Annotated in this window: 16 protein-coding genes; 9 read left to right on the top strand and 7 right to left on the bottom strand. The window is 45.1% G+C overall.

Translation table 11 applies throughout. From position 1 onward, the window contains the following. Positions 1–247: 247 nt before the first annotated feature. The 3 genes from AB8613_RS17230 to AB8613_RS17240 all read right to left on the bottom strand — a co-directional run bounded on the left by AB8613_RS17230 (position 248) and on the right by AB8613_RS17240 (position 3,598). Entirely contained in the window at positions 248–520 is a 273-nt protein-coding gene (locus AB8613_RS17230; protein ID WP_372385330.1) for a tetratricopeptide repeat protein, read from the bottom strand. Next, entirely contained in the window at positions 429–2,750 is a 2,322-nt protein-coding gene (locus tag AB8613_RS17235; RefSeq protein ID WP_372385331.1) for a tetratricopeptide repeat protein, read from the bottom strand. The genes AB8613_RS17230 and AB8613_RS17235 overlap by 92 nt, the downstream gene beginning before the upstream one ends. Before the next feature lie 458 nt (positions 2,751–3,208). Next, positions 3,209–3,598: a multidrug efflux SMR transporter gene (locus AB8613_RS17240; protein WP_372385333.1), complete on the bottom strand. Its 390-nt coding sequence runs from the start codon at positions 3,596–3,598 to the stop codon at positions 3,209–3,211. A 277-nt stretch (positions 3,599–3,875) separates the two neighbouring features. Here AB8613_RS17240 and AB8613_RS17245 point away from each other — a divergent pair, with 277 nt between their 5' ends. The 5 genes from AB8613_RS17245 (at position 3,876) to AB8613_RS17265 (ending at position 8,037) form a co-directional block, all read left to right on the top strand. After that, positions 3,876–5,024: an S-(hydroxymethyl)glutathione dehydrogenase/class III alcohol dehydrogenase gene (locus AB8613_RS17245; RefSeq protein ID WP_012601124.1), complete on the top strand. Its 1,149-nt coding sequence runs from the start codon at positions 3,876–3,878 to the stop codon at positions 5,022–5,024. Between the two features lie 157 nt (positions 5,025–5,181). Beyond that, positions 5,182–6,021 carry an S-formylglutathione hydrolase gene (fghA, locus tag AB8613_RS17250; RefSeq protein ID WP_372385335.1) on the top strand — a complete coding sequence of 280 codons (840 nt, stop codon included), beginning with the start codon at positions 5,182–5,184 and terminating at the stop codon, positions 6,019–6,021. Between the two features lie 161 nt (positions 6,022–6,182). Next, positions 6,183–6,515 (top strand): multidrug efflux SMR transporter, encoded by a 333-nt coding sequence (locus tag AB8613_RS17255; RefSeq protein WP_009846216.1) that lies wholly within the window; start codon positions 6,183–6,185, stop codon positions 6,513–6,515. Between the two features lie 145 nt (positions 6,516–6,660). Further along, entirely contained in the window at positions 6,661–7,062 is a 402-nt protein-coding gene (locus tag AB8613_RS17260; protein WP_372385336.1) for a hypothetical protein, read from the top strand. Between the two features lie 237 nt (positions 7,063–7,299). Further along, entirely contained in the window at positions 7,300–8,037 is a 738-nt protein-coding gene (locus AB8613_RS17265) for an NUDIX domain-containing protein (RefSeq protein WP_372385337.1), read from the top strand. 139 nt (positions 8,038–8,176) lie between these two features. On the opposite strand, the gene AB8613_RS17270 is transcribed toward AB8613_RS17265, so the two are convergent. Next, on the bottom strand, positions 8,177–9,697 hold the full coding sequence (locus AB8613_RS17270; protein WP_372385338.1) for an aldehyde dehydrogenase family protein: 1,521 nt from the start codon (positions 9,695–9,697) through the stop codon (positions 8,177–8,179). Positions 9,698–10,024: 327 nt separating this feature from the next. On the opposite strand from AB8613_RS17270, the gene AB8613_RS17275 reads away from it, so the two are divergent. Together AB8613_RS17275 and AB8613_RS17280 are read left to right on the top strand one after the other, a co-directional pair. Continuing rightward, positions 10,025–11,815 carry a sigma-54-dependent Fis family transcriptional regulator gene (locus AB8613_RS17275; RefSeq protein WP_372385340.1) on the top strand — a complete coding sequence of 597 codons (1,791 nt, stop codon included), beginning with the start codon at positions 10,025–10,027 and terminating at the stop codon, positions 11,813–11,815. A gap of 400 nt (positions 11,816–12,215) precedes the next feature. Further along, positions 12,216–14,348: a methyl-accepting chemotaxis protein gene (locus AB8613_RS17280; protein ID WP_372385343.1), complete on the top strand. Its 2,133-nt coding sequence runs from the start codon at positions 12,216–12,218 to the stop codon at positions 14,346–14,348. 126 nt (positions 14,349–14,474) lie between these two features. Here AB8613_RS17280 and AB8613_RS17285 read toward each other — a convergent pair whose 3' ends face one another. Continuing rightward, positions 14,475–15,326 (bottom strand): LysR family transcriptional regulator, encoded by an 852-nt coding sequence (locus AB8613_RS17285; protein WP_372385345.1) that lies wholly within the window; start codon positions 15,324–15,326, stop codon positions 14,475–14,477. Positions 15,327–15,424: 98 nt separating this feature from the next. Between AB8613_RS17285 and AB8613_RS17290 the strand changes: the two genes are divergently transcribed. Further along, complete coding sequence (locus AB8613_RS17290; RefSeq protein WP_327784533.1) at positions 15,425–16,072, top strand: glutathione S-transferase family protein; 648 nt, start codon at positions 15,425–15,427, stop codon at positions 16,070–16,072. Between the two features lie 71 nt (positions 16,073–16,143). On the opposite strand, the gene AB8613_RS17295 is transcribed toward AB8613_RS17290, so the two are convergent. Together AB8613_RS17295 and AB8613_RS17300 are read right to left on the bottom strand one after the other, a co-directional pair. Continuing rightward, positions 16,144–16,377 carry a helix-turn-helix transcriptional regulator gene (locus AB8613_RS17295; protein ID WP_146490297.1) on the bottom strand — a complete coding sequence of 78 codons (234 nt, stop codon included), beginning with the start codon at positions 16,375–16,377 and terminating at the stop codon, positions 16,144–16,146. A gap of 10 nt (positions 16,378–16,387) precedes the next feature. Continuing rightward, positions 16,388–16,936 (bottom strand): DUF2975 domain-containing protein, encoded by a 549-nt coding sequence (locus AB8613_RS17300; RefSeq protein ID WP_285954745.1) that lies wholly within the window; start codon positions 16,934–16,936, stop codon positions 16,388–16,390. Positions 16,937–17,238: 302 nt separating this feature from the next. Here AB8613_RS17300 and AB8613_RS17305 point away from each other — a divergent pair, with 302 nt between their 5' ends. Next, positions 17,239–18,681: an N-acylglucosamine 2-epimerase gene (locus tag AB8613_RS17305; protein ID WP_372385348.1), complete on the top strand. Its 1,443-nt coding sequence runs from the start codon at positions 17,239–17,241 to the stop codon at positions 18,679–18,681. Positions 18,682–18,859 lie beyond the last annotated feature (178 nt).

Here is an 18,859-nt window from a genome sequence, read left to right on the forward strand (position 1 = left end):
GCGAGAGCGATGCGTAAAATCGCACTAATAAAAGGTTGGTTTAGATGCCGACTAAATGCGGTTCCGCTCAAACCACTATTATTGAGTAAAAAGCCTTTAGCGGTGGAGCTAGAAGAAATTCACCCTTCGAATTGACTTTGTAGTGTAAAAACGGCTCCCTATCGGGAGCCTGTCATATGTCTAAATCTCGGTGCGGATTAAGTGCAGTTAAGTTCAATCAACTATTGACGTTGCATGAAGGTTGTATTTAATCACATCGAATGTAATCAGATTCCAAACATATTTTAGCTCTTTTTTTCGCCTCATTGACATCGATTAATGTCATTCTTTTAGTCATTATATCGAAGTCGTTTTGCATCCCTTCCTTGCCATTATATTGAGCTAATTTTAACCACATGTAAGATGTTTTATCGTTTTTAGCCACACCTTTACCTTCTGCGTACATTGATCCAAGATTGTATTGAGCTGTCGCAAGTCCTTGCTGAGCTGCCTTTGTGTACAAAGACACCGCTTTTTTCATCTCGAGAAACACCGGTGCCCTTTGCGTACATAACACCTAGATTGTTTTGAGCATCTACATCACCCTGCTCCATGGCCTTTCTATACCAAGACACCGCCTCTTTATAGTCCTGAGAAACACCTCGACCTTCTGCGTACATAACGCCTAGATTGTTTTGAGCTGTCGCAAGTCCTTGCTTAGCGGCCTTTCCGTACCAAGACACCGCCTCTTTATCATCTTGAGAAACACCGATGCCTTCATCGTACATCCACCCTAAATGGTTTTGAGATCTCGCATGCCCCTGCTCTGCAGCCTTTTCATACCAATACACCGCTTCTTTATCGTCTTGAGAAACACCCGCACCTTGCTCGTAAGACATTCCAAGGTTATGTTGAGCATCTACAACCCCCTGCTCAGCGGCCTTTTTATACCAAAACACCGCTTCTTTATCATCTCGGGAAACACCTCGGCCTTCTCCGTACATAACGCCTAGATTGTTTTGAGCTAGCGCATATCCTTGCTCGACAGCCTTTTTATACCAAGACACCGCTTCTTTATAGTCCTGAGAAACACCTAGGCCTTTTTCGTGCATAACGCCTAGATTGTTTTGAGCTAGCGCAAGTCCTTGCTCAGTGGCTTTTCTATACCAAGATACTGCTTCTTCATAATTTTGAGAGATACCTCGACCTTCTACGTACATGCTGCCTAGATTGTTTTGAGCTAGCGCATGCCCTTGCTCAGCGGCCTTTCTAAACCACAACACCGCTTCTTCATAATCTTGAATTACACCCACACCTCGTTCGTAAGACAATCCAAGATTATATTGAGCATCCATAGCACCCTGCTCAATGGCTTTTCTATACCAAGACACCGCTTCTTCATAATTTTGAGAAACACCTCGGCCTTCTGCGTACATGGTGCCTAGATTGTTTTGAGCTAGCGCGTGTCCTCGCTCTGCGGCCTTTCTATACCAATACACCGCTTCTTCATAATTTTGAGAAACACCTCGGCCTTCTGCGTACATAGCACCTAGATTGTTTTGAGCTAGCGCATGCCCTTGCTCAGCGGCCTTTCTAAACCACAACACCGCCTCTTTATCATCTTGAGAAACACCTGTGCCCTCGACGTACATCCATCCTAACTTGGTTTGAGCTCTTGCATACCCCTGCGCTGCCGCCTTTTGATACCAAGATACCGCCTCTTTATAATCTTGAGAAACACCTGTGCCATCGGCGTACATCCATCCTAAATTGGTTTGAGCTCTCGCATACCCTTGCTCTGCGGCCTGTCTATACCAAGACACCGCCTCTTTATCACCTTGAGAAACGCCTGTGCCTTCGTCGTACATAATGCCTAGATTGTTTTGGGCGCTCGCATCACCCTGCTCAGCGGCCTTTCTATACCAAGACACCGCCTCTTTGTCATTTTGAGATACACCTCGGCCTTTTTCGTACATAACGCCAAGATTGTTTTGAGCTGTCGCGTTCCCCTGCTCAGCGGCCTTTCTATACCAAGATACCGCTTCTTTATAGTCCTGAGAAACACCTCGGCCTTCTTCGTACATAACGCCTAGATTGTTTTGAGCTCTCGCATGTCCTTGCTCAGCGGCCTTTCTATACCAAGACACCGCTTCTTTGTTATCTAAGGAAACACCGATGCCTTTTTCGTACATCCATCCTAAGTTAGTTTGAGCTCTTACATACCCCTGTTCAGCGGCCTTTCTATACCAAGACACCGCCTCTTTGTCATCTTGAGAGACACCTCGGCCATTTTCGTACATCCATCCTAAATTGGTTTGAGCTCTAGCGTACCCCTGCTCAGCGGCCTTTCTATACCAAGACACCGCCTCTTTATCATCTTGAGAGACACCTCGGCCTTCGTCGTACATCCATCCTAAATTGTTTTGAGCGCTCGCCTCCCCCTGCTCAGCTGCCTTTTTATACCAAGACACCGCCTCTTCATAATCTTGGGAAACACCTCTGCCTTTTTTGTACATCCGTCCTAAATTGGTTTGAGCTCTTGCATGCCCTTGCTCTGCGGCCTTTCTATACCAAGACACTGCTTGTGTATCGTCCTGAGATACACCTTTTCCGTCTTCATACATAACGCCTAGATTAAATTGACCATGAGCGTCCCCTTGCTCTGCCTGTTGAAAGTATGCAGCTTTTTTTGCTTCAATATCTTCTTGATGTCGATCTTGAGTGCACCCAGCCAAGCTAATAGAAACTATTAAGAAAATTAAAATTCGCATCTCTGACTCTGTTGTATAAGTAATAATTATTATTTATGTGTGTAACTTGTGATTTCCACAAAATCTATGACAAGTAGTAGCAAAGTCGCTATAGCGACCTTTAAATAGCAAGTAATAAAATAATGCGACCTTCTCTTTGTGACTTTTTATAAAATCAATAAGTTAGAAGAAAGTCAATCGAGTGAATTGCTTATTGTTGCATATGTTGCATATTTACTGCGTTTGAGTGAATTCTAGTCGGGAAAGGCTCGTCGCTAAATTGTGTAGAGTATTCAATCTGTCAAATAAACGGGCAGGGATGTAACAGTCGAGAATCAACCAACTCGACTATTGATAAGTTAACTAGGAATAAGTTCTTGAGGGTTAAACTTAACAAGTTCAGTAGCTGAAACTCCTGTGTTGCGTACATAACGAGTCACAAAGTTGTGTCCCCCTCACGCATAACACAACTAGCTCCCCTAATGACTCACCGACGTCGAAAACAAGTTAATAATCACAACACCTGCCAGAATCAAAGCGATACCGATGATCGCGAAGATATCGAGTTTTTGCCCGTAGACCAGCCAAGACAATGCTGCGACTAATACAATCCCTGCCCCACACCAAATCGCATACGCCACACCCAAAGACATGGTTTGCACCGTGAGAGACAACAGATAAAAGGCACAGCCATAACCGACTAGCACTGCGGCAGTGGCGGGTAGAGAAGTAAACTGTTGTGTTTTAGGTAATAGAGAAGTGGCGACAACTTCAAGCATAATAGCGAGTGACAGCATCACTGAGGGCGTAAGAGATAAAAGCATGTTTGAGTCTACAACGAGAAAATAGGCGGAAAGCTTACGCCCCATTTGTTTCTAATAAATGTCTTGCCTACATAGTTCCTGTTTACTGTGTCCTTAGATTTTCTGAGTAACTAACCCTCCTTTCTGAACTCCTCTGAATACACTCATTATTACAAATACGTAATAATCATTTTCTATTTAGGGGGATTATCAAAACCAAGGCTCGCACCTATACTAGCTCCAACAAAACGAGAGAGCGGAAACAATTAAGCTCAACTACGCTTAACGGGTTGAATTTAATTGCACGGTTATCCGCTGTACTGACATATATAGGAAACATCCAATGACAATCGAAATTAAACCTGGTCAAACTCATATCAAATCAAAAGCAATGGTTGCATGGGCAGCTGGCGAGCCACTAAAAATGGAAGAAGTTGATGTACAACTTCCTAAAGCTGGTGAGGTTCTAGTTCGCATCGTTGCTACTGGTGTTTGTCACACTGATGCATTCACTCTTTCAGGTGACGATCCAGAAGGTATCTTCCCTTCTATTCTTGGTCACGAAGGTGGCGGTATCGTTGAGATGATCGGCGAAGGCGTTACAAGTGTTGAAATTGGCGACCACGTTATCCCACTTTACACAGCTGAATGTGGCGAATGTAAGTTCTGTAAATCTGGTAAAACTAACCTATGCCAAGCCGTTCGTGAAACGCAAGGTAAAGGCCTGATGCCAGACGGTACAAGCCGCTTCTCTATCAATGGCGAAACAATCTTCCATTACATGGGTTGCTCTACTTTCTCTGAGTACACGGTACTTCCAGAAATCTCACTAGCGAAAGTAAGCAAAGAAGCACCACTTGAAGAAGTTTGTCTTCTAGGTTGTGGTGTAACTACGGGTATGGGCGCGGTATTGAACACAGCTAAAGTTGAAAAAGGCGACAACGTTGCTGTATTCGGCCTAGGCGGTATCGGTCTTTCTGCAATCATTGGTGCTCGCATGGCTGGTGCTGACCGCATCATCGGTGTTGATATCAACGAGAGCAAATTCGAGCTAGCAAAACAGCTTGGCGCGACTGACTGCATCAACCCGACTAAATTCGACAAGCCAATCCAAGACGTTATCGTTGAGATGACAGACGGTGGTGTTGAGTACTCTTTTGAGTGTATTGGTAACGTAAACGTGATGCGTCAAGCACTTGAGTGCTGCCACAAAGGTTGGGGCGAATCAGTCATCATTGGTGTTGCGGGTGCAGGCCAAGAGATCTCAACTCGTCCATTCCAACTAGTGACTGGTCGTGTATGGCGTGGTTCTGCTTTCGGTGGTGTTAAAGGCCGCTCTGAGCTTCCAGAAATCGTTAACCGTTACATGGCAGGTGAGTTTGGTCTTCAAGAGTTCATCACTCACACTATGGGTCTGCAAGACGTAAACGAAGCATTCGACCTAATGCACAAAGGTGAATCTATCCGTACTGTTCTACACATGGATAAATAATTCTCCTTGGTCTCAGCACTTAGGTGTCGAGACCACAGTTCTGACTTAAACATCAGAGCAAAACTGTCTTCACCACCTCCTGCCCGGTGGGTGGTGAAACTTTAAGTGATATAGACAAATTTACTCCCAAAACCATCAACCTAACGGAGCACAATAGATGACAATCGAAAACATTAGCCAAGCAAAGGTTGCTGGTGGTTGGCACAAACAATACACCCACTTTTCTGCAACGCTTGACTGCAACATGCGTTTTGCGATTTTCTTGCCGCCTAACGCAAGCAAAGAAAACCCAGTTCCTGTTTTGTATTGGTTATCAGGCTTAACCTGTACCGATGAAAACTTCATGCAAAAAGCCGGCGCGTTCAAAGCTGCGGCTGAGCAAGGCATTGCTATTGTTGCACCTGATACTAGCCCACGCGGCGAAGGCGTTGCCGACGATGAAAACTACGATCTCGGCCAAGGTGCAGGCTTCTATGTGAATGCCACTCAAGTACCATGGGACAGCCATTACCATATGTACGATTACGTGGTAACAGAGCTTCCAGCCTTGATTGAGTCTTTCTTCCCTGTGACTTCAGTGAAGTCGATTTCTGGTCACAGCATGGGCGGACACGGTGCCCTAACGATTGGTATTAAGAACGAAGATAGCTACCGTTCTATCTCCGCATTCAGCCCAATCACCAACCCAATGCAATGCCCTTGGGGACAAAAAGCATTCAACCAATATCTAGGCTTAGATATTGAAGAGTGGAAGCACTACGATGCCTCTGAGCTTCTAAAAACCAAAGGCACGAAGCTGCCAATGTTGGTTGACCAAGGTGAAGCCGATAACTTCTTGATTGAGCAGCTTAAGCCTGAGCAATTAGTCGAAGCGGCTAAGGTAACCAATGCCGATTTAGAGCTACGTATACAGCCAGGTTACGACCACAGCTACTACTTCATCTCTAGCTTTATTGATGAACACATTGAGTTCCATGCAGCTTACCTAAACAAGTAGTCACACCGAATTAGCCCACACCTTGCAAAAGCGTGAGGTGTGGGCTTTTTTGTGCCTGCTGTTTGGCCAAATACGCTGTTACTAAAGAGCAGCAACAACGATTAACACTTTCAAATACCCCGCTATACCAACAAAAAACAATACAACTAAAAGGTACGACTATGAGCTGGTTTTTCTTAATGATGGGCGTGATGGCGGAAGCACTTTCTCACGTAGCACTTAAAGCAACCGACGGTTTCAGTTTGTCTAAACCCATCCCTGCTCTATTGGTAATTTCAGGACACTTGGCGGCATTTCTATTTTTGAGCCAAGCAATGAAAGGGATGCCAGTTGGGGTGGTTCACTCTTTATGGGCGGGCTTGGCTATCGTAACCGTGAGCTTGATTTCTACATTTGTTTACCGCCAGCACCTCGATACTATGGTGTGGATTGGTATGTTATTTGTGGCAGCAGGTGTTGTGATGATCAACCTATCTCAAGGTCACTCGCACTAGTGTAGATAGTGACTTATGAACAGTGTGTCAATGCGTTCAAGTTTCCTAACAGACGGGTGTCGCCTTCACTTATTCATACTCTTACAATCGGCAAATCAAACCTGTTACCATAGCGTCTTCTACATCACCTATTTTGAAGGTTGCTATGAAAGCAATTAAGACTCTTTTCTTCCTGATGGTTTTATTAAGCGGTCTGTTTACCGCTTGGCTGTTTATCCCGATTCCAGCGACCATGGACAAGCAAACGCTCGACCTTCCATTAACGGAACCATTCAAGCTTGTGGCGTATCGCAGCAACCCGAATGATGCAAGCAAGCCGCTGACTTACCACTACTATGTGATTTCAGATGTGGTTGGCGTGGACGACATGGACCCGTTCCTAGTTACCACAGACCAGTTCGTCAAGCTTGGTGAATTCGACGAGAACACGTTCAATTTAACGGTTAACGGTAAGATTGAGAGCTATACCAACGATTTATGGATCAAAAAGGCCAACGGCAAACTGCAACACTGGTACGTAAGTGTTGATGCAAACTATATTCGTTAGAGTCGAATCCAAATAAACCCTATTTTAAAACTGCGCTTTGGCTTCCAAGCGCAGTTTTTTGTTTCTAGCGTAATTTTTGTTTCAAGCCGCCCGCTTTACACTCTCCCTCACTTTTTACCCACTACTACCGTGCACTTAAAAATGCTACAAGTAGAGCAGGTTTTATAAGCTCTTGAGATAAGATAAGCTCCACCTATGCTCGACTCCCTATAAATCAAAAATAATAAAGGATCACCCGTGGAATTTACGCTCGACAAATTTAACGGCATCGTCATCGACCCAGCAACAGCCCCTCACGATGCTGACTCATTCAATGCCGAACTCAGCCAGATCACCGAATTTTCAAAGCAGAATAACAAAGGCATCATTTGGATTAGCTTGCCTATTTCACTCTCGCACCTTATTTCAGTGGCGACTGAACTTGGCTTTGTGTTTCACAACTGTTTGGAAGACGAAATTACACTGATCCATAAATCCGAAATTGTCGAGTTCGTGCCTTTCATCCCTACCCACACCTTGGGTGCTGGCGCGTTGATCACCAACGAACACAACCAAGTGCTGATGATCAAAGAGCATGGCATGACAGGCTACAAATTACCTGGCGGCCATATTGAGTTGGGTGAAGGCATTGAAGAGTCTGTGGTTCGAGAAACCTTGGAAGAGACTGGCATCGAAGCCACATTCGTTTCTGTGGTTGGCATGGCGACAAGACACCCGTATCAATTCGGCAAATCAAACCTCTACTTTATTTGTCACCTTATCGCTCAAACTCAAGAGATTGCGATTCAAGACACTGATGAAATTGCAGAAGCTAAATGGATTGATGTTGAAGAGTATATTAACAACCCCGACAGCTACCCGTTTAACCGCCAATTGGTCGGTACTCTGATCGGAAAGCAAGGTTTAGAGCTCACTCAGCTAGAAGGCAACTATGGCCCGGTCCACAAGCCCGAGATCTTCTTTTCGCAAAGCTAAAACGATTCAGACATAAAAACGCCCAACTCAAATGAGTTGGGCGTTTTGCTTTCACTTTTTGTTTTTATTAAAGCCGACTGCGTTGTTAGTTATTCTTTGTACCCATGATTCATTCTCATTCTTTTAGAACGAACCTGTATTAGAAGAAGCCCAACGGATTAGTATCGTAGCTGATCAATAGGTTCTTAGTATTTTGGTAGTGGTCGAGCATCATCTTGTGTGTCTCACGGCCGATGCCTGATTTCTTATAACCACCAAACGCGGCATGTGCTGGATAAGCGTGGTAACAGTTCACCCAAATACGACCCGCTTCAATGTTGCGCCCCATGCGATACGCTAGGTTTGCATCACGCGTCCACACGCCTGCACCCAAGCCATATTCGGTGTCATTGGCAATCTCTAGCGCTTCTGCTTCATCTTTAAACGTCGTTACCGCGATAACAGGGCCGAAGATCTCTTCTTGGAAGACTCGCATCTTGTTGTGCCCTTCCAACATGGTTGGCTGAATGTAATAACCATTACCGAGATCATCTGGTTGCTGCGCGATTTCACCACCTGTTAGCACTTTCGCACCTTCTTGACGACCAATTTCTAGGTAGCTCAAGATCTTATCAAACTGCTCTTTTGAAGCTTGTGCGCCAACCTGCGTATCAGTATCTAGCGGGTTACCTTGTTTAATAGTTTGAGCACGCTCGACTACTTTCGCGATGAACTTGTCGTATACCGATTCATGAATCAACACACGTGATGGACAAGTACACACTTCACCTTGGTTGAAGAACGCAAGCAGCATGCCTTCGACACACTTATCTAGGTATTCATCTTCATGGTTAAAGATGTCTGGGAAGTAGATGTTTGGAGACTTACCGCCAAGCTCAACCGTTGATGGAATCAAGCTTTCTGCGGCACATTTCAATATGTGGTGGCCGACTTCTGTTGAACCGGTAAAGGCTAGCTTCGCCAAACGATCGCTGGTTGCTAATGCTTGGCCCGCTTCGCTACCAAAACCATTCACGATGTTGACCACGCCTGCAGGCAGAAGGTCGGCGATCTTCTCCATCATCACCAAGATCGACGTCGGTGTTTGCTCGGCTGGCTTCATCACCACACAACAGCCTGCTGCCAGTGCTGGTGCCAGTTTCCAAGCCGCCATTAAAATCGGGAAGTTCCAAGGAATGATCTGCCCTACTACACCAATTGGCTCAGGGAAGTGGTAGCTTGCGGTGTTTGAATCGAGCTCAGCTGCGCTGCCTTCTTGCGCTCGGATACAACCCGCGAAATAACGGAAGTGATCGACAACCAAAGGAATATCTGCCGCTAAGGTTTCTCGCACAGGCTTGCCGTTTTCCCATGTTTCAGCGACCGCGATTTCTTCAAGGTTCGCTTCAATGCGGTCGGCAATTTTAAGCAGGATGTTAGAGCGCTCAGTCACACTGGTCGAAGCCCAACTTGCACGAGCTGCATGCGCCGCATCAAGTGCCAAGCTAATGTCGGCCTTGGTTGAGCGTGCCACTTGGCAATACACCTGACCATTCACTGGGGAAGTGTTATCAAAATACTCGCCGCTGACAGGCTTCACCCATTCGCCACCGATAAAGTTATCGTATTGCGCTTTAAAGTTCACCACTGCGTTATCACTACCCGGCTGTGCGTAAATCATAGTTAGATCCTTCTTTGATTTGTTATTCGTTATTGAGCGAGAGCTGTCTTATTTTTATGGCGGCTCCTCTTGAGAAAAGAACTCATGACAAGACGCCCATGTTTATGCTTTCTGTTTAAAACACTGATACTTCGTGTTTTCTTCACAACAGTAACAACGCAAATCACACGCCAGAACTTCAAAACTTGTTGTTAATAAATTGTAAAACTATGATTACCAAACGTTTACAACCCAAAGTGAGTTGGCATTGAACGGACGTCTGGAAACCACTCCAGTGTTCAACTGTTCCAAATTGGTACACCCTCACTGTTACGACATGGAACAGTCATGCACCTTCAACAAGCAAACACCTCAGATTGGCTTTCGTCCTCTTGGCACCGCAGCACAGAAGCGGGTCTAAAACAGAGACGACTTCCCGAAGACATTCGCCTGCCACAATCGATTCTTAAACAGCGACGACATCAATCTTCTGACTTAATCAACATCGTCGAACGCAATGCGCTGCCTTTGTTTAATCAGATGTTTGCACGCACCGACAGTCGTTTGATTTTGACCGACATTGAAGGAGTGATTCTGGCAAGTTGGGGACAGGAGCGGTTTAAGGAGAAGCTGACATCAATTGCACTCAGCTCTGGAGTCTGTTGGCAGGAACAACTGAAAGGCACCAACGCGATTGGCACCGCCATTGTTGAAGCCAAGCCAGTATCCATCATTGGCGAACAACACTTCATCCACCAGCATCGATTTATCAGCTGTTCAGCAAGCCCGGTGTTCGATCATCAAGGCCAGATGGTTGGCGTATTGGACATCACCAGTGAGCAGCAACAACACGACAGTTCCGTCCAATTACTGGTTCAAAATATGGTTCAGCTTGTTGAGAACCAGCTACTGAGCCACATCCCACAAGGCACCACTCGAATCGATCTTGCGTGTGAGAAATCTTTACTACACAGTGGTTGGCAAGGGATAGTGATAGCCAATGAGGCTGGCGAAGTAGTGGCGCACAATCAGGTCGCCTCTCAGCTGCTGGATCAAACCTCGATCGTCGGCGAATGCATAGATACCCTCTTCAACCGAACCTCATTAGACACGCCCTTTGTATTTGAGAAACAGCATCTCAAACAACCAACCACCAAACGCACGCGCTCCATTTCAGCATCGTGCGATTTGCACCATGGCGAACAAAAGATAGAACACGCTTGGCAGCAAGCTAATAAGGTTATCGATAAAGGGATCAGCCTATTAATCTTAGGAGAAACGGGCGTTGGAAAAGGCGAATTTGTTAAAGCATTACACAAGCAAAGCCAGCGTAAATCGTCGCCTTTAGTGGCGGTAAACTGTGGGGCGCTGCCGAAAGATCTTATCGAATCTGAGCTGTTTGGCTACGCGCCGGGCGCATTTACTGGCGCAAGCCACAAAGGATTCCAAGGCAAGATCCGTCAAGCAGACAAGGGCATTCTATTTTTGGATGAGATCGCCGACATGCCATTGGAGGCTCAATGTCGATTGCTGCATGTTCTGCAAGACAAATCCGTGGTCCCTGTGGGTTCGAACCAAAGCTACCAAGTCGATTGTCAGATCATCGCCGCGACTCATAAAAACTTAGAACAGTTGGTCGCTACGGGGGAATTTCGACAAGATCTCTTTTACCGCCTGAATGGCTTGGCCTTTACTCTGCCAAGCCTGCAACACCGACAAGACAAACACGCCTTAATCGAGCACATTCACAGTAAGTACGCGGAAGACGAACAGACAATCTGCCCGCACTTAATGAGCTTACTATGCGCTTATTCTTGGCCGGGTAATATCCGAGAATTAGATAACTTACTGAAGGTTACCGCCCTACTCGCGAGCGACGTACCACAAGTCACTCTAGAACATGTACCAAGCCACCTTGCTCAGCACCTCACCTCTTTAGCTCAAGATAGTCATCATCAGATTACTGCTTCTCGTATCATCGAAGGTAAGTCAAATGCTGACTTAAGAAGTACCGTTGAAGAGACCTTGCTACAAACCTATCAAGCCAACCAAGGTAATATCAGCAAGACATCCCGAATACTGGGCATCAGCCGTAATACTATTTATCGAAAACTAAAGAGTTTGGGGATTCTTCAATGAAGGAAATGAACCAAGCTTTGGCTGCCCTAAATTGATAAAACAAACATAAACACTCGCATAAATAGAGGGAGCGAATGACTTTGAGTAAAATTAAGTGTGACCATTGTCATATAATGAATAATCCACATTCAGTAACGAGCGAAAAAAACACAGTTCTCACCTAATAAAAGACCACTTTATCAATAAGGTTTAAAGATCAATAAATACAATTGGTTACTTAACCTTAAGTAAGTATTTATTTATCTTTCAGAACCCACACATCAAATATAAAGATAAGCCCAATGCAATCCTGTTTATAAATTAGATCTGTCTATTCTTTTTGTATTCATTATTTTGAATTTTTCATTCATTTATCTTGTTTAAAATCTCAGCAAATTTAAAATATTTGGCATGAGATCATATGTTTAACAGTATACGTACACGAATTGCGGTAAGTGCAGGCGGGGCAATGGCTTTCACCCTGTTAATCGCAATGGGGATGACGACCAACGCATTTACCGATGTGAATGAGCAAGTCACTAAAAAAGTCAAAACGCAGCTGACAGACGCCACAACATCGGATTTACAAAACACAGCGCTTCAACAAGGTTTAAACATCGCTAACCAGCTTGACCCTGTATTGGCCAACCTAAAACAAGCACGCTCAATCATTGAGTTGAGTTCAGAAACCAACGCAAGCGCAGACCTTGTTGTTAAACAGTTTACTGCCGCCTTGGAAGCACAAAACAAAGCTGTATTTGCGGGCTACATGGTTTGGGAAAACAAAACATGGCCACAGCAAGCTACGTTGAACAGCGAAAGTAACTCAAACTCCCAAGAAAGCTCAAACACCGAATTAGGCTTTAACAGCCAAGGCTACCTTGCACCTTTCTTCTCTCCAAATGATCACAACAGCTTTGATGCCGTCGCAATGGAGAGCTTTAGCAATACTGAACTCAACAGTAACGGGGAGCGAAAAGACGATTGGCACTTAATGCCTTACCAAACCGGTAAGACATTTGTGATGGAACCGTATTTCTACCCGGTTCGAGGTAAGCAAGAGCTCATCACCACCATCAGCCAACCAATCAAACAAGACGGGAAAATCATTGGCTCAATTGGCTTTGATTTGTCTTTGTTTGAACTTCAAAGCCAGAGTGAATTGTTTGCTCGTAACCTGTTTGATGGCAAAGGCAAGATCCTCATCACTTCTTGGAAAGGCATTACACTGGCCAACAGTCGCTCTGCAGATATGGTAGGTAAAAAAGTCTCATCTGAATTGGAAGCAGAATGGTCGAGCATTCAGTCTATCGCTAAGCGAACAGGCGCTGGCCTTGTCACTTTCGGCGGCGATGAATACGCAATTACTTCAATTAATACCAGTGATGCGCCTTGGGTCGTCATGGTTTCAGTACCCAGTAGTCACCTTACAAAAAGCGTCGACGACTACACGAATTGGAGTGATGAACAGAATTCAAAAGCACTTGAAAAAGGTGTGTGGGCGGGGATCATCGCAGCTCTTCTAGGCATTGCCTCCATGGCATTTATCGCCAACTCTTTAGGCAAGGTTCTGAACAACTTAGTGGAACGTTTCAAAGATGCAGCACAAGGCGAGGGTGACTTAACTTATCGCATTGAAGTGAAAGGTAAGGATGAAACTGCTCAGCTAGCACATTGGTTCAATACCTTCCTATCTCGCATACAAGAAATGCTCCTAACCGTTATGGTAACGGCAGACCAAGTAGATAAAAATGCCGCTGAAGGCCAAGCTCGCGCTGAGGTTTCTCGTGATCAGTTGAATTCTCAAGTTAACGAAGTGAACTCACTTGCAACAGCCATTAATGAAATGAGTGCGACTGCACAAGAAGTGGCAAGTTCAGCCGTTCAAGCGGCCGCAGCTGCGAGCCAAGTGCAAAGCAACAGCCTTAATGGTATGGCACGTATGGACAATGCCGCGAGCGCAGTAGATAGCTTGGCCATTCAGGTCAATGATGCGCAGCAACAAACGCAAAACTTAGTTGATTCAAGCACCGCCATTCAAGGTATTTTGAGTGAAATTGGCGGTATTGCAGAACAAACTAACTTACTTGCACTGAATGCTGCCATTGAAGCTGCCCGTGCGGGTGAAGCAGGACGTGGCTTTGCTGTGGTTGCTGATGAAGTACGTAACCTCGCGAATCGTACTCAAGGTTCGACCGAAGAGATTCGCTCTATGTTGGCTCGCTTAGAGCAAGAGACTCAATCTATCGTGGTATTGATGGAGCAAAGCCAAAAGCAAGCAAACGACACCAAAGGCGAAACTGAAGCCGCTCATCTCGCCTTGTCAGAAATCAACCAAGCGATTGAAGTGATCAACGACATGAACAACCAGATTGCTTCCGCTGCTGAGGAACAAAGCTCGGTATCAGAAGAGATTAACCGTAATGTGGTGATCATCAATGACACTGCCGTTGAGGTGATGGGCACCATGACATCGTCGGTCCAAATTAGTAACGATCTGACAGTAAAAGCTGGAGATTTGCACGGAGAACTGAGTAAGTTTAAGCTATCTTAATTCACTCTCTCTTCCATAAAAACAAGGCCGAGAAACTCAATGTTCTCGGCCTATCTCTTATCCACCTTATCTCATCGTAAAAAGCTCAACTCCTGAGTGAGAAAACAAAAGTCATTTAGAAAAAAGCTAATCAGAATCCAACTCGACAAGTTGATTGAGCACCTCTTTATCCAATACGGGGTGATGCTTGCTTGCGAGGATCAACACAATATCAACCGAAGGCAGCGGTGGCATGTCGTCGAGGATTTTCAGATCCGGGGTCACACTGAGTTTGCCCATCGCACCAATCGCTAATCCTGCTTTTACAATCGCACGCTGCGCTGAAGCGGTATTGCTACAAGCCAACAGTTGATAAGGCGTACCCTGCTTGGTTAAGCCATTCACGGCCGCAGCGTGGTACTTACAATCGGTTTGGAACAGAGCTAATGGCACAGGATTAGAGTCATCAAACACAAAATCAGGGCTGCTTATCCAAACGCCCACATCATTGGTTAGCCAATATCCCTCTTCACTATCGGGAGCGCGGGTCACGATAGCAGCATCAAGCCTACCATCATCAAGCCACTCTCTAAGCGTAATGCTCGGCAAGCTAAATATTTGAATGGAGCACGTGGGTTCTGCGTTCTGCAACAGCTTAATCACTTTCGGCAAGATACTGTCGTTATAGTCTTCAGGGCAACCTAATCTCAGTGGCTGTTTGTCCTCATAACGTTTTACTTGTTTCAACGCCGTATTGTGGAGTGCGACGAGTTGCTCCGCATGAGAACGTAATGCCAAGCCCGCCTCAGTCAAAACCAGGTTGCGTCCTTCCTTTTGAAACAGAGTGACGTTAAGTTCTTCCTCTAACTTGCGCATCTGAGCACTAAAGGCTGATTGGGTGCGATTAATCTGCTTTGCAGCGCGTGTGAAACTGCTGGTCTCCACAAACGCGAGAAAGCCTCGCAACGCATCAATATCCATATTGAAATCACCACCCATCGTTTTTATTAATGTATTGCATCAAAATTATCCGTTAGTGCGCCGTAATACAATCCCTTAAGCTCAAATGCATACCCACCAAACGCAAGGAAGCATTTATGCAGCTTTATATCGCTAATCAGAACTACTCCACTTGGTCACTGCGCGCATGGCTAATATTTGAACACTACAACCTCAACGCAGACGTCATCAAACTTAAGCTATTCACGCCAGATTTTTACGACACGTTAGCGAAAGTTACGCCCACCGCAAAAGTGCCGACTCTAGTTGATGGTGACGTTGCAGTGTGGGATTCACTCGCAATTCTCGAATACGTTAATGATACCTACCTAAACGGCGCTGCCTGGCCAACATCCGTTGCAGAGCGCGCCTTAGCCCGAGCTATCTCGGCAGAAATGCATTCTGGTTTTTTCAACATCAGAAATGAATTACCAATGAATTGCCGAGCCAAAAGAAAATTGGTTTTGAGTGAAGGTGCACTAAAAGACATCGCTCGCATCGATGCCATTTGGTCAGAGCAAATGGAGCAATACCCAGAGGGCTGGCTATTTGGTGAATGGTCGATTGCTGATGCGATGTTTGCACCTGTAGCGCTGCGAGTCGAAACCTATGGCATCAAGCTTTCGGACAAGGCCCGACAGTATCAACAACGAGTGTTGAATAGCCCGTCTATAAAAAAATGGTTGGCGGAGGCGAGTTTAGAAAAGGATATCGTTGAAGAAGACGAGGCGGGAGAACCTGTTTAGTTTGGAGAGAATGAGTCTCGAATAGCGTCGAGACTCATTGTTGTTACTAGTGAATACGATCCGCTGACTCGCTACTCGGAAGTAACGCTGTCTTGGTGAACATTCGCTTCAAATTCCAATATGTCACCAGGTTGGCACTCTAACACTTCGCACAACTTATCAAGTGTCGATAGCCTTACCGCTTTGGCCTTGCCATTCTTTAACACCGACAAGTTGGCTTCTGTAATCCCTACTTCTTTTGCCAATGTCTTCAATCGCATTTTCCGCTTGGCCATCATAATGTCTAAATTAATGCAGATAGTCATGACAAGTCCTTTAAATCGTGTGGCTGTGTTCGTCGGCCAAAATATAACCCTCTTTCATCACCCATGAGATGATCAAGATAATCATACCTAATATAAGTGTCAAAAAGTCCATACCCACAAAACTAATCTCAAAGATACGCTCACCTGGTGGATTATTGAACGACAAAATCACTGACATCAATGAACCATAGATAACCGACCCAAATACCCAATAGAAAAAGCTATACCCGAGTTTCTGGTATGACATTGCGTTTTCCAAAGAGAAGATTTCGCCTCGCTCATAGTTGCGAAATAAACGTATCAGAACCATTAGTGCGTATATCAGGATGCTGGACATCGCTAAACTTGTGAACGCAGCAACCATTCTTGTTGTCATAGTAAGCGGCAACATCGTGTAACTCCCGATGTCATAGGTGAGATAAAAAATACCTGTCGCACTTATAAAGTCATAGGGAGTCTCAACGGTTAACCAGAAGTAGCACACCATGATAGGAGTAAGTACAAGAAAGAACTGCAATAGCATGCGAACACGTCGGCTCTGTTTTTGGATGTTAGACATAATGAATATTCCTGTTAAGTTGACAGGAGGATACTAAGATCAAATTAAATGATGATCAATAATAAATTATCGTTTTTCGATAATTTATTACCTTTTAACATTTTAATTAAAAAACAAAATAGCGTTAGATTTATCAGTTAATGATCAAGGCCCTAGCTCGCTCTCGAGTCGATTCACTTAACCACCAATCACCTGAACCTTTACCCAAATCGCAATAATTTTGTCGACTGTGATCACCGAACCACAATGTGCAGACCTGATTGTTTATATTCAACAAAATCCAATTCGTTAAGATAAACATCATGTTACGAACCTCTATCGCATTCCTCAGTGTCACAAGCTTAGCTGTATCTGCCAACGTCACCCCTCCCTCTGGACAAGACTGGATCAATCATGCTTCTGAAGGGCTTGCGCCTTATTGGATGATGCCGAGCGCTCAGGGCGAACCGATAGGCAACTTCCCTACTTTTCGTTGTGATGATGGAACATTGCTTGATGTGACTAATGTTTGTCCTGAATTGAACAGAGGCTGGATCACGCCACACTTTGGCAAAGAGTTCACTCGGATGAAATCACGCCAAACCTACGCATATGGCGTGCTATACCACCTGACTGGTGATAAGCAGGCATTAGCGCTCGCTAAGCAAGGGGCTTACTACCTTATTGAACACTTAGAAGATAAACAAAATGGCGGTTTCATCAGCTTTACCAAAGGTGGGAAATCTGGGCTTGAGTGGCAACAGCGAACGGCTCAAGATCAAGCGTATGCACTAGTTGGATTGGCAATGTACTACTACCTAACCCAAGACAAGCAGGTAGAGGAAGCGCTCATTGCCCAACAAGCATTTATCTTTAATAAATATCGACTTAACGACAACAGCGGCCTAGCGTGGGTACTTACTGACGGCGTAGATGGCAAAGCCACTCAGCGGGAGTTGGTTGCACAGCTTGACCAGATTAACGGCTACATGCTGTTAGTAGCACCCCTGCTAAAAGAGCCTATCAAATCGAAATGGCTTGATGATCTGAATTGGCTGACAAAAACCATGGTTGAGCACTACCACTCTGAAGATGAACAACGCTTCTACGGTGCCATTCACAGCAAAGCAGCCATGATGCCGAACGCCAATCACAACGATTTTGGGCACACCATCAAAGCGTATTGGATGACTTATCTGACAGGCCAAACATTGAATAACTCTGAATGGTCGCAATTTGGCATCCAAGGGATGAAACACACCTTAGAGCAAGCTCAATACCAGAAAGAGTTCGTGAACGTCTCCCAATATTTTGGCGAGGAACTTCAGAATACGTGGAAAGGACAAGAGATTACTGGGTGGCAAAGCAAGCCAAACACTAATTGGGCGTCATCATGGGAATGGGCAGAGCTCGATCAAGCCGCAATGACGGTATCGCTTGTTGATGGTTCAATGAAAGAAGTTCTGCAATACACCCTGCCAACCTTTCATGATGTGTGGGTTGACCACAAATACGGTGGCGTAGGGCTTGAACCTAAGCGTACTAAGGCTTTTCATTGGGGCAACGGCTACCATCAATTTGAGCACGCGTTGATTGGTTATTTGTACGCGCAGCAAGTTGAGGACCAACCCGCGGTATTGCACTACGCAAGGCCAACCAACAGCAAGATGCCAATGGAACCTTACTATTATCAAGGTGATGTGGTGGAGTTGGAGAGTCAAGTTGATGGAACGCAGAAGGTCAGTTTCAATAACATTCGACCGTAATATATGAAATTCGCTAATCGATACTTTTAGCAGTGATTTACGGTTAAGACGGAAAAGATGAGTGACTAGCCGTTAGCAAAGCCTGAGAAGAGAAGACGCTTTTCAGGCTTTTAAAACACAGTTGAACGGCATTTATTGGTAGGGTTTGAAATTGGTATTTGAGCGATGAAGCCTTATC

Origin of the sequence: Vibrio sp. BS-M-Sm-2, from assembly GCF_041504345.1 — a bacterium.
GTDB classification, from domain to species: Bacteria; Pseudomonadota; Gammaproteobacteria; order Enterobacterales; family Vibrionaceae; genus Vibrio; species Vibrio satsumensis.

Excerpts from the sequence above, each read along its gene's own strand:
- AB8613_RS17230 (WP_372385330.1), bottom strand. The coding sequence starts at position 520 with ATGAAAAAAGCGGTGTCTTTGTACACAAAGGCAGCTCAGCAAGGACTT.
- AB8613_RS17235 (WP_372385331.1), bottom strand. The coding sequence starts at position 2,750 with ATGCGAATTTTAATTTTCTTAATAGTTTCTATTAGCTTGGCTGGGTGC.
- AB8613_RS17240 (WP_372385333.1), bottom strand. The coding sequence starts at position 3,598 with ATGGGGCGTAAGCTTTCCGCCTATTTTCTCGTTGTAGACTCAAACATG.
- AB8613_RS17245 (WP_012601124.1), top strand. The coding sequence starts at position 3,876 with ATGACAATCGAAATTAAACCTGGTCAAACTCATATCAAATCAAAAGCA.
- fghA (WP_372385335.1), top strand. The coding sequence starts at position 5,182 with ATGACAATCGAAAACATTAGCCAAGCAAAGGTTGCTGGTGGTTGGCAC.
- AB8613_RS17255 (WP_009846216.1), top strand. The coding sequence starts at position 6,183 with ATGAGCTGGTTTTTCTTAATGATGGGCGTGATGGCGGAAGCACTTTCT.
- AB8613_RS17260 (WP_372385336.1), top strand. The coding sequence starts at position 6,661 with ATGAAAGCAATTAAGACTCTTTTCTTCCTGATGGTTTTATTAAGCGGT.
- AB8613_RS17270 (WP_372385338.1), bottom strand. The coding sequence starts at position 9,697 with ATGATTTACGCACAGCCGGGTAGTGATAACGCAGTGGTGAACTTTAAA.
- AB8613_RS17275 (WP_372385340.1), top strand. The coding sequence starts at position 10,025 with ATGCACCTTCAACAAGCAAACACCTCAGATTGGCTTTCGTCCTCTTGG.
- AB8613_RS17280 (WP_372385343.1), top strand. The coding sequence starts at position 12,216 with ATGTTTAACAGTATACGTACACGAATTGCGGTAAGTGCAGGCGGGGCA.
- AB8613_RS17285 (WP_372385345.1), bottom strand. The coding sequence starts at position 15,326 with ATGGGTGGTGATTTCAATATGGATATTGATGCGTTGCGAGGCTTTCTC.
- AB8613_RS17290 (WP_327784533.1), top strand. The coding sequence starts at position 15,425 with ATGCAGCTTTATATCGCTAATCAGAACTACTCCACTTGGTCACTGCGC.
- AB8613_RS17295 (WP_146490297.1), bottom strand. The coding sequence starts at position 16,377 with ATGACTATCTGCATTAATTTAGACATTATGATGGCCAAGCGGAAAATG.
- AB8613_RS17300 (WP_285954745.1), bottom strand. The coding sequence starts at position 16,936 with ATGTCTAACATCCAAAAACAGAGCCGACGTGTTCGCATGCTATTGCAG.
- AB8613_RS17305 (WP_372385348.1), top strand. The coding sequence starts at position 17,239 with ATGTTACGAACCTCTATCGCATTCCTCAGTGTCACAAGCTTAGCTGTA.